Source organism: Rheinheimera sp. (genome assembly GCF_020217005.1).
Lineage (GTDB): Bacteria > Pseudomonadota > Gammaproteobacteria > Enterobacterales > Alteromonadaceae > Pararheinheimera.
In genome coordinates this window covers 1-10,000 of the sequence record NZ_JAIWOI010000358.1, presented here as the reverse complement: position 1 = coordinate 10,000, position 10,000 = coordinate 1, and the positions used below count along the sequence as shown (strand labels likewise).

Annotated in this window: 11 protein-coding genes and 1 pseudogene; 8 read left to right on the top strand and 4 right to left on the bottom strand. The window is 45.8% G+C overall.

All coding sequences use genetic code 11. From position 1 onward, the window contains the following. Positions 1-183: pseudogene (locus LDL40_RS17755) on the top strand (YciK family oxidoreductase); the annotation flags it as partial. 74 nt (positions 184-257) lie between these two features. On the opposite strand, the gene LDL40_RS17750 reads toward LDL40_RS17755, so the two are convergent. Beyond that, positions 258-785, bottom strand: a complete 528-nt coding sequence (locus LDL40_RS17750; protein ID WP_300996806.1) for an H-NS histone family protein — start codon at positions 783-785, stop codon at positions 258-260. Between the two features lie 377 nt (positions 786-1,162). Between LDL40_RS17750 and can the strand changes: the two genes are divergently transcribed. After that, complete coding sequence (gene can, locus LDL40_RS17745; RefSeq protein ID WP_300996804.1) at positions 1,163-1,819, top strand: carbonate dehydratase; 657 nt, start codon at positions 1,163-1,165, stop codon at positions 1,817-1,819. Between the two features lie 5 nt (positions 1,820-1,824). Here the strand turns inward: can and LDL40_RS17740 are convergent, their stop codons facing one another. From LDL40_RS17740 to purU, 3 genes are all read right to left on the bottom strand, one after another. Continuing rightward, positions 1,825-2,352, bottom strand: a complete 528-nt coding sequence (locus tag LDL40_RS17740) for a hypothetical protein (protein ID WP_300996802.1) — start codon at positions 2,350-2,352, stop codon at positions 1,825-1,827. Continuing rightward, entirely contained in the window at positions 2,349-2,834 is a 486-nt protein-coding gene (locus tag LDL40_RS17735; protein WP_300996800.1) for an acyl-CoA thioesterase, read from the bottom strand. Before LDL40_RS17735 ends, LDL40_RS17740 begins: the two co-directional genes overlap by 4 nt. A gap of 82 nt (positions 2,835-2,916) precedes the next feature. Continuing rightward, a complete protein-coding gene (gene purU, locus LDL40_RS17730) occupies positions 2,917-3,750 on the bottom strand; it encodes a formyltetrahydrofolate deformylase (protein WP_300996798.1) in 834 nt (277 codons plus the stop codon). Between the two features lie 360 nt (positions 3,751-4,110). On the opposite strand from purU, the gene tsaA reads away from it, so the two are divergent. From tsaA to LDL40_RS17700, 6 genes are all read left to right on the top strand, one after another. Continuing rightward, a complete protein-coding gene (gene tsaA, locus LDL40_RS17725) occupies positions 4,111-4,860 on the top strand; it encodes a tRNA (N6-threonylcarbamoyladenosine(37)-N6)-methyltransferase TrmO (RefSeq protein WP_300996796.1) in 750 nt (249 codons plus the stop codon). Continuing rightward, complete coding sequence (locus LDL40_RS17720; protein ID WP_300996795.1) at positions 4,790-5,887, top strand: galactose oxidase; 1,098 nt, start codon at positions 4,790-4,792, stop codon at positions 5,885-5,887. Before tsaA ends, LDL40_RS17720 begins: the two co-directional genes overlap by 71 nt. 188 nt (positions 5,888-6,075) lie before the next feature. Then, positions 6,076-7,794, top strand: coding sequence for a proline--tRNA ligase (locus LDL40_RS17715; RefSeq protein ID WP_300996794.1), 1,719 nt, complete (start codon positions 6,076-6,078; stop codon positions 7,792-7,794). Positions 7,795-7,860: 66 nt separating this feature from the next. Then, a complete protein-coding gene (locus LDL40_RS17710) occupies positions 7,861-8,154 on the top strand; it encodes a DUF6170 family protein (protein ID WP_300996793.1) in 294 nt (97 codons plus the stop codon). 19 nt (positions 8,155-8,173) lie between these two features. Next, positions 8,174-8,977 (top strand): TetR/AcrR family transcriptional regulator, encoded by an 804-nt coding sequence (locus tag LDL40_RS17705; protein WP_300996792.1) that lies wholly within the window; start codon positions 8,174-8,176, stop codon positions 8,975-8,977. A 157-nt stretch (positions 8,978-9,134) separates the two neighbouring features. Beyond that, positions 9,135-9,887 carry a VacJ family lipoprotein gene (locus LDL40_RS17700; RefSeq protein WP_300996791.1) on the top strand — a complete coding sequence of 251 codons (753 nt, stop codon included), beginning with the start codon at positions 9,135-9,137 and terminating at the stop codon, positions 9,885-9,887. Positions 9,888-10,000: the final 113 nt, after the last annotated feature.

Sequence of the window (10,000 nt, the reverse complement as noted above, 5' to 3'; positions counted from 1 at the left end):
ACGGTCAGAGTAAATTGTATAAATCCGGGCGCTACCCGCACCAAAATGCGCAGTAAAGCCTATCCGGGTGAAGATCAGTTAAGTCTGCCTACTCCGGCGCAAATTATGCCTGTGTATTTGTATTTAATGAGTGATGACAGCACAGCGGTCAATGGTCAGTCTTTAGACGCGCAACAAAAATAACAGCGGCTTTTGTGCTATAAAAAACCGGCTGCAGTTCAACTGAGCCGGTTTTTTATCTTATCAATAACAAGTTTTTACTTCTTCGACAGAATCTCTTCGCCGTTCGCCTGAGCCCATGAGTTCCAGACGTCAACTTTACTGTTAAAGTTTTCAATGGCCTGAGTACCGGCTTCAGCCAACAGAGCCTCAATATCTTTAGCGTATTTAGTGTCTACTTTATGAAATGGCACAACTTTAATACCACGGTCTAACAAGGCTTTTTTCATGGTGTGTGTTTTCAGTAAATGTAATTTACCTGCATCTACATAGAAAAACTGACTTTCTTTGTTGATGGTTTTAAATTTTGGCTTAACAGGGCGTTTGCCTTTCGATTCCGTGTCATCATCATGGCTCACTACTACATCAGCGTTCAGTTGATAACCCAGTTGTTCCAGAGTAAAGCCCTGAGCTTTCGCTAAAGCCCGGATCTGAGATAACACTTCTGTTTCTTTCTGGCGCTCAGCCAAAACTGAATTTAACGTTTCAATCACTTCATGTAACTTTACAGTTGTGATTTCTTTTGCGGCCTTTTTCAGTTCTTTTTTATCAAGTAACAATGACATGAAAATCTCCCGTTGATAAATACTGTAAGAGATAGTACATAATCATTTCCATAAATAAAAGCGTTAACACTATCTTATTTTATTAAAAAGAAAGTAAAACAGTGGCAAGCAGAGATAAATATCTATTACATAGGCAACATCATTGCGTTTCCTTAAAACATAAAAGTCGACAAAAAAACATTATAATCTTTACCATCTTTGATCTAATGTCTGACCGATATCGTAACTATATTGACTTAAACCAGTTGAAGTATTCCTTGCCTCCACTACTGCGGTGTTGTTACCTGACTATTTTTATCTGCTGAATAAGTTCTGGTCGGTGTTCCAACACAGGCGATATCTGTTATCTTAGCGCCAGTTTTCTAAAGGGTAATTCAATGCGTTCCTTAAAACACTTATTTGCCAATAACAGGGCATGGGCTGAGCGGGTTGAGCAGGAAGCTCCTGGTTTTTTTAAGCAACTCTCAGAACAACAGGCTCCTGAATACCTCTGGATCGGCTGCTCAGACAGCAGGGTTCCGGCCAATGAAATAGTTGGATTACTGCCAGGTGAGCTTTTTGTACACCGTAACGTTGCCAATCTGGTACTCCATTCCGACATCAATTGTTTATCTGTATTGCAATACGCCATCGATATCTTAAAAGTGAAACATATTATCGTCTGTGGCCATTATGGCTGTGGAGGTGTTGCAGCAGCGATGAATAAACAGCGTATAGGTTTTGTCGATAACTGGCTGCGTAATATTAAAGACGTATACGCCCTGCACAGAGTTGAACTGGACAGCTTTGAAGACGATGGTCAAAGAGTAAATCGGTTATGTGAACTCAATGTTATGGAACAGGTGCGTAATGTATGTCACACCAGTTTTGTACAGGATGCCTGGGAAAGAGGCCAGCCACTGACAGTGCATGGTTGGGTTTACAGCCTGCGCAATGGCCATATTAAAGACCTGCGGGTCAGTCACTCCAGCGCATTACAGATTGACAATATTTATGCACTGGAGCCTACAGAAGAACTGATCATCGAAAAATAATCAGCTTAGTGAAATTTCACTTCGGTATGGGGCTGGCGTTTATACAAAGCGCTATGCCCTTTCACCCATTGTCCATTTTGCAGATACTCAGAGCTGACTTGCAATGTGCCGTCTGGGTTCAATACTGAAAACGAGCGTACTTGCGTGATACCTTGTGCATTGTTTTCTACATTCTCCAGCGCTTCAATACTCTTGCTTTTTTCATCGTAACTCATAGTGCCATGCGTATAAAAACCTGCGGTGGTGAAATAATAATAGGCAATTTTTTGTTGCTTCTGATCCCAGAAAATGAGCGTCTCTCCACCATATTCGCCATCATTAACCGAGTGAACAGTTTTAATCGCCTGACCATTTAATGCCCTGCTCCAGACAGACCTGTCGATCATTTTTTTCTCTTTACCGGGTTCAGTTAAATCCCCCTGCCAATAACTATCTAAAAAAGGCCTGAATAACTCCAGCCGCGGATGTAGCACAGGTTCTGCCGCCGGGCTTAAAAAACTGCAAAAAATCAGTAACAACCAGAGCTTGTTCATAGCAGTTTCTCCTGATAAAAATCCAGCATGTTTTGTTCAACTTCCTGAGAAAAGGCTTTGGTTTTTACGGCGTAAGACTGCAAAAACCTGTCTTCCTCAGTCACCGGCACCCAGGCTGGTACTTTCGCGGTGTGTCCTTCAGCATCCAGCGCCACAAAACTGATAATGCAATGATTGGTTTCCAGCATTTCTCCGCCCTTGGTATCGCCTGAACGCACCTGAACCAACACATGCATGCTTGTAGTGCCTGTATACACAATACGGGCTATCAGTTCGACCTGATGCCCCACCAATATAGGACGGCGAAATCGGATAGTCCCGACTGAAACAGTAACGCAATACAAGCCACTCCAGCCTGCAGCGCAGGCATAAGCCACCTGATCAATCCACTTCATCACCATGCCGCCATGCACTTTGCCGCCGAAATTGACATGAGTAGGCTCGGCCAGGAAACGAAATTCAACAGTCCTTTTACCAGACATAGACTAATACCTTCGGAGACTTTTAATCAGCATAGAAGGTTTTCCGAAAAAATCGAACCAAGCCTCTGATCTGAATGCTTTTTTACAGTATTACTGTTTTATTACCATGCACAAAAACCCGGTCTTCCAATACCAGTTGCAATGCCTTACTCAGCACATTTTTCTCCACATCCCGGCCGGCTTTGACCATATCCATCGCACTGTAGGTATGGTCTACCGGAGTCACCAACTGTTTAATAATTGGACCTTCATCCAAATCATCTGTTACAAAATGCGCCGTAGCACCAATAATCTTCACCCCTCTCTTATGCGCCTGATGATAAGGGTTAGCACCTATAAAAGCGGGCAGAAAACTATGGTGAATATTAATAATACGTTCCTTGTAGTGCGCCACAAAAGCAGGACTGAGCACTCTCATAAATTTTGCCAACACTAAATAATCAGCCTGATAAGGATCTATCACTTGCTGCAAAGCGGCTTCATGTTGCTCACGGCTCAGGTTCAGGTGGCTGACAAAGTGATAAGGAATATCAAATTTCTCCGCAAGACTTTGTAAATCCGGATGATTACCGACCACAGCAGCTATATCCAGCTTTAACGAGCCGTCATACACTTTCATCAAAATATCACCCAAACAATGGGCTTCTTTCGTCACCAATATCACAACTTTCTTGCGCCCTGCAGCGACCAGCTGTCTGCTGCTGCCCGCAGGCAATGCTCTGTCCAAATCCAGCATCAGCGTTTTATCGTTAAATATACCTTCAAGCTGAGTACGCATAAAAAACTGACCTGAATCCGGGTCAACATACTCGGTATTACGAATAATATTCAGCTGGTGTTTGTAGCAAATATTGGTGATCTGTGCGATCAGGCCTTTTGAATCCGGGCATTCAATTAATAAAACTTTCTTTTCCATACTAACTCTCGTCACGCCATAGCAAAAACACAGCAAGGTTGCTGCATAAACAAAGTGGATTCAGGTGGTTTTGGTTGTTTTTTGACGGTTTATACCGCTCTTGAATGCTTACTGGTATCTGATTACTCAGATGATGATCAGGACAAAGCAATTAGCTGCTATTAATCCCAAGTTTTCTCGTTCTTGTAAAGTCTTTTTCTGTATCGCCACTTTTTGAGCTTTGCTTGTCCTTTGTGGAGGCTAACGCCATAATAGCCTTTCTTTTTTCGCTCTATACCCGGGTTCGTTGCGGATACAGTCAACAAAGCGTCCGCTTAAAGGACGATCGGTATAGGTCTGTTTTTATCTTTTGAGGAACTGATGCCCTCTTATCAAATGCAAGTGCTGGGCACTATTCGCTCACCCTATAAACAAAAGTTTGCTATTCCCCGCCAGCCGGGTCTGATCGCCGAAGCCAGAGCAGAGTTGGTGCTCGAACCAGGTTATGACGACGATGCTATAGTGCGGGGTATTGAAGCTTTTAGCCATTTATGGCTGGTGTTTGTATTCCACGAAACCGCAGACAAAGGCTGGTCACCTCTGGTGCGGCCGCCTCGTCTGGGCGGCAATGAAAAAAAAGGGGTTTTTGCCACCAGGGCGACCTTCAGACCAAACCCAATTGGACTTTCTGTCGTAAAACTCGAAGGCGTGGTACGTAAACAGGGGCGTTTAATCATTCAGCTATCCGGTGTCGATCTGCTCGATGGCACCCCGATACTGGACATCAAACCTTACCTGCCCTACGCCGATGCGCTGCCAGATGCAGCGGGTGGTTTTGCCGACTCAGCGCCAGAAACTGATATGACAGTCAGTTTTGAGCCTGCAGTGCTGGAATTTTGTCAGCGACAAAAAGACCAGCCTGAATTAGCAGTTTTGATAGAAAAAGTGTTAAAACAAGACCCGCGCCCTCCGTATAAAAAACAAAAGACGGAGCAACAAAGCTATGGCATGACGCTGTATCACTTTAATATAAAATGGACAGTGAACGGAGTACACAACCATGTTACTGAAATCAGGCATGTTACAAAGCAACAGCAAGTTACTGAAATACAGCCTCTTTCTGATACTTAACCCGCCGCTGTGGCTCAGTGCCGCCGATTTGCCTGCCTTACCTGAGGCAGTGAGTAATAATCTGGTGATGAGCACCACTGTCGCCGGACGCACATACGTCGCCAGTTTTATGGGACTTGCCGCTGGAAAAACTCATGCCGATGTTCACAACAGAGTCTGGCAATGGACAGTAGGTGAACCCACCTGGCTGAAAGCGCCGACAGTGCCAAGCCGGCAACGTTTAAGTGGCCGACTGGCAAGTTCAGGTGTCACTTTGCAGAATCATTTTTTTATCTTTGGTGGCTACACTGTGGCGGCCAATGGCACTGAAGTCTCAAGCGCCGAGGGTTATCGCTACAGCCCTGTGACTAAAAGTTACAACAAGCTACCGGATATGCCGGTTGCCGTCGATGACAGCGTCGCTTTAGCCTATAACAACAGGTACATTTACCTGACCAGCGGCTGGTCGCAGGATGGTAACGTTAATCTGGTGCAGGTATTCGACAACTTTACGCAAAAGTGGAGTCAGGCTACTCCTTTTCCCGGTACGCCTACTTTTGGTTTAGCCGGCGCGTTGTCCGGTAATCAGATGCTGTTGTGTGATGGTGTCAAAGTCAGCTATCAGACTTTACCCCGCGCCTATGAAACTGTGGCTCAGTGTTGGTTAGGCGAAATCAGTAAAACAGATGCCAATCGCATCAGCTGGCAACAAATAACACATCCAACAGGCAAAGCGCGCTACCGAATGGCGGCAGCCGCGGTCAAACAAGATGGCAAGGACTTGATAGTCTTCATCGGTGGCAGTGAAACGGCTTACAACTACAACGGTATTGGTTATGATGGCACACCAGCCGAACCATCAGCTGAGGTCTGGGCTTATTCTTTAACGGACAAAAGCTGGCTGAAAGCTGAACACACTACAGCTGTGATGGATTTACGTACACTAGTGACCATGAACAACGAGCTTTACAGCTTAGGTGGCATGGTCTCAGGACAAAATCTGACAACAGAATGGATAAAACATCAGATTAAGCTATTGCCCCAATAGCAGGCTTGATAGAATGCATCCATCGTACTTGAAGCTGCAGCTTTGTTGACACTTTTGTTTACCCCGGTCACATAGGACTACTATGCTGCCGGGGTCCCACGCACTTGTGGTCTGCCTGCAACATCAATTACTTAGGGTACAGCAGGTCATTCACAGAACAATTAAACTTAAAACTCACGGAATTATTTATGCGGACAAGTCAGTATTTACTCTCCACTATGAAAGAAACCCCGGCCGATGCCGAGATTATCAGCCACCAATTGATGTTACGTGCCGGTATGGTGCGTCGTCTGGCTTCAGGTTTATACACCTGGTTGCCCACTGGCTTGCGGGTTTTACGTAAGGTAGAGCAAATAGTCCGCGAAGAAATGAACAAAGCAGGCGCTATTGAAATTCTGATGCCTGTAGTTCAGCACGCTGAACTGTGGCAGGAATCTGGTCGCTGGGAAAAAATGGACGCTGAGCTGCTGCGTTTTAAAGACCGTCACCAGCGTGACTTTGTCTTAGGCCCAACCCACGAAGAAGTAGTGACAGATTTAGTTCGCAAAGAAATCAGCAGCTACAAACAACTGCCTATTAATTTATATCAAATTCAGACCAAATTCCGTGACGAACGCCGTCCACGTTTTGGTGTAATGCGCGCCCGTGAATTCTTAATGAAAGACGCTTACTCTTTCCACTTAAGTCAGGAGAGTTTGCAGCAGACCTATGATGCTATGTATCAAGCATACTGCAATATCTTTACCCGTCTGGGTTTAGATTTCCGCCCTGTATTGGCCGATACTGGCGCTATTGGCGGTAGCATGTCACACGAATTCCATGTGCTGGCGGCGTCAGGTGAAGATGCCATTGTATTCTCTGACGGTAGCGACTACGCAGCTAATATTGAAAAGGCAGAAGCATTGCCACCTCAAGGCAGTCGCCCTGCTGCCACACAAGCTAAAACTGAAGTGGCCACCCCTGATGCAAAAACTATTGATGAAGTCTCGGCCTTGTTAAAAGTTGAGGCTCGCGCCATCGCCAAAACCTTAATAGTTTATGCCCGCAAAGCCGACGAAAAAGCGGCTCAGACTTTAGTGGCTTTAGTGTTGCGTGGTGACCATGAGCTAAACGAAATTAAAGCAGAAAAACATCCACTGGTTGCTTCTCCACTGCAATTTGCATCAGAAGAAGAAGTTCTGGCTGCAACAGGAGCTAAACCTGGATCAGTAGGCCCTGTCGGCTTAACTATTCCGGTCATAGTTGACCATGCTGCGGCTCACTTAGCCGACTTTGTCACAGGTGCCAATAAAGACGGATTCCACTTTACTGGTGTGAACTTCGACCGCGATATCACCACTTATCAGGTGGCTGATTTACGTAATGTGGTCGAAGGTGATCCAAGTCCATGCGGTCAAGGTAAGTTAGTCATACGTCGTGGTATTGAAGTAGGCCATATATTCCAATTAGGTGACCGCTATTCCGCAGCGATGAAGGCCGGCGTATTAAACGAAGAAGGCAAGCACCAGATCATGACGATGGGTTGTTATGGTGTCGGTGTATCCCGTATCGTCGCAGCGGCTATTGAACAAAACCATGACGAATATGGCATCAAATGGCCTGCCGCTATAGCGCCGTTTCAGGTGGCTATAGTGCCAATGAATATGCACAAATCAGTGCGTATCCAGGAAGCTGCAGAGCAGCTGTACAAAGACCTGACCGCCGCAGGCTTTGAAGTCTTGTTTGATGACCGTAAAGAGCGTCCTGGTGTCATGTTTGCCGATATGGAGCTGGTTGGTGTGCCTTATCACATCATAGTGGGTGAACGTAATCTGGACGAGCAGAAGGTAGAGCTGAAAAACCGTCTGACTGGCGAAAAGCTGATGCTGTCTCTGACTGACGTAGTGGCGCAAATCCAATCGTTTTAATCAGGTTAGCTAGATAAGGCCCTGTTGTTCACTCATACGGGGCCTGTCTTTTTTAAGGAGTCTTCGATGTATTTTGGCAGCCATTCCATTCCTGAGCTTGCAGGTCTGAAATTTGCACAACGTATGCAAGTGATCCGCAGTGCCACTGAACAGGTTCCAACACCGCAAAAATTGCTATTAAATTTGTTGAAATTGGCAATTTTAGTCCCTTTATTTTTTGCCATTGCCCAATGGGACTCATGGCAAAGTACCGTCACCATAGTGCTGTTACTGGCTGCCTACCCTTTACTGACCAGGCCTCTAACTTTCGCCTTATGCCGACCGCACCTTGTGCAAGCCCGCGCTAAGCTGAAGCTCTAGTGAAAACAGAGCCGTTTTTATGCTGAAATTTTTATGTGACATCGCCAACAAGGAAAGCCGCAGCTGTCCTTTGGCGCAGAGGTTTAGTAAAAAGCAGCAGGCCATAGCGGATCGTGAACAGGAATTGCTGCAGATAGCATTGCAATTGGTCGAAGCAGAGGGCTATGCCAACCTGACGATGGATAAACTTACAGCAGCCAGTCCCTATTCCAAAGGCACTATCTACAATCATTTTTCCAGCAAAGAAGATGTGATCACCGGTCTGTGTAACACCGCCCTGCGTCATGAAATCCATCTGTTTAAAAAAGCCGCTTTATTTGAAGGCAGCAGTAGGGAAAAAGCTCTGGCCTTACATCAGGCTTATTTGCTCTCAGCCAAAATGCAGCCCATTTTGTTTAGCTGCGTCCTGACCGCTAAATCGCCATGGGTGCAGGAAAAAAGTTCACCAGCCCGGATTAAAGCGCAACAGGAGCTGGAAAAAGAAATTTCCGATATGGTGGACCAGTTGCTACAAAATGCCATAGTGATCAATGAACTTCGGCCCAAAGCCGGAGCTACAGTCGATCTGATGGCCTTTGCACATTGGGCTATTTCTTTTGGTGGCATAGCGCTTTTGAGCAGCGCCAGCGAAACCTACAGCATAGATAGACTGCAAGGTACAGATCCGTTTTTATATAACCTGAACTGTATGCTCGACGGCATGAATTGGTTGCCATTAAGTACTGACTGGGATTATGGTCAAAGCTGGTTGCGTATTGAACAGGAAATTTTTAGCGCAGAGCGACAGCAACTGGCCACAGCTTTGCCAGAGATCCTGCGCTAAGCTATCCCTGTTAAGCTGTTTTTTGCACGCCATGCAACTTTTTGCAACTATTTAGTACAAATCTATGCAGTAAAGCTGATGATCCACCTGACGCTTTACCAGTATAATAATCAATATGTTATTTCCCCCAAACGGATGCAAATTTATGGTCTTACGCATGAAGCCTGTTTTAGTGTCGTGCCTGTTGCTGTTAACAGCCACCGGCTGCGCCAGTAAAAAAGCAGCAGACGAACAACAAGCACAAAAGAACTATCAGGACCCAAGGGACCCTATTGAGTCAGTGAACAGGGATATCTGGGATTTTAACTATGACGTGCTGGACGCTTATGTGTTACGCCCAGCCACAGTAGGCTATATGACAGTAGTGCCAAAACCGGCCCGTACCGGCATAGCCAACGTCATCAATAACCTCGACGAACCTACTAATTTTGTCAACGGCGTACTTCAGGCCAAACCAAAAAGTGCCGCTATTAGCCTTGGCCGTTTTGTTCTGAACAGCACCGTAGGTTTATTTGGTTTGTTTGATGTAGCTACTCACCTGGATTTAAAAAACCAGGACGAAGATTTTAATCAGACGCTGGCCACCTGGGGTGTTGGTGACGGTCCATATCTGATGTTGCCAGCTTTGGGCCCTACCACAGTGCGTGATACCACAGGGACTGTAGTGGACAATCTGTATTTTCCGTCTACGTGGTTGAATACACCTCTAGCCATCACCAAAGCCGTATTTAGCGTGTTAGACGGTCGCGAACAAATGATGTCAATGGAACAACTGCTGAATGACTCCGTGGACCCTTATGCTTTTATCAAAGAAGCCTACTTCCAGCGTAGAGAGTTCCAGATCCACGACGGCAATCCGCCGAAAAAGGCCGAAGAAGACGAAGCTTATCTGGACGAATACCTGCCTTAAACCAAAAGGGGTCAGCTCACCATGTGATCTGACCCTGAGGGATCCCCACGAATTTCTCATTAAGCAGCCCATCGGACAGCATACTCAGCAGTATGCTGTCTGAAGCGTTCTAT

Bases quoted from the DNA above. Each gene is read 5' to 3' on its own strand.
- LDL40_RS17750 (WP_300996806.1), bottom strand. From the start codon at position 785: ATGTCATTGTTACTTGATAAAAAAGAACTGAAAAAGGCCGCAAAAGAA.
- can (WP_300996804.1), top strand. From the start codon at position 1,163: ATGCGTTCCTTAAAACACTTATTTGCCAATAACAGGGCATGGGCTGAG.
- LDL40_RS17740 (WP_300996802.1), bottom strand. From the start codon at position 2,352: ATGAACAAGCTCTGGTTGTTACTGATTTTTTGCAGTTTTTTAAGCCCG.
- LDL40_RS17735 (WP_300996800.1), bottom strand. From the start codon at position 2,834: ATGTCTGGTAAAAGGACTGTTGAATTTCGTTTCCTGGCCGAGCCTACT.
- purU (WP_300996798.1), bottom strand. From the start codon at position 3,750: ATGGAAAAGAAAGTTTTATTAATTGAATGCCCGGATTCAAAAGGCCTG.
- tsaA (WP_300996796.1), top strand. From the start codon at position 4,111: ATGCCCTCTTATCAAATGCAAGTGCTGGGCACTATTCGCTCACCCTAT.
- LDL40_RS17720 (WP_300996795.1), top strand. From the start codon at position 4,790: ATGTTACTGAAATCAGGCATGTTACAAAGCAACAGCAAGTTACTGAAA.
- LDL40_RS17715 (WP_300996794.1), top strand. From the start codon at position 6,076: ATGCGGACAAGTCAGTATTTACTCTCCACTATGAAAGAAACCCCGGCC.
- LDL40_RS17710 (WP_300996793.1), top strand. From the start codon at position 7,861: ATGTATTTTGGCAGCCATTCCATTCCTGAGCTTGCAGGTCTGAAATTT.
- LDL40_RS17705 (WP_300996792.1), top strand. From the start codon at position 8,174: ATGCTGAAATTTTTATGTGACATCGCCAACAAGGAAAGCCGCAGCTGT.
- LDL40_RS17700 (WP_300996791.1), top strand. From the start codon at position 9,135: ATGAAGCCTGTTTTAGTGTCGTGCCTGTTGCTGTTAACAGCCACCGGC.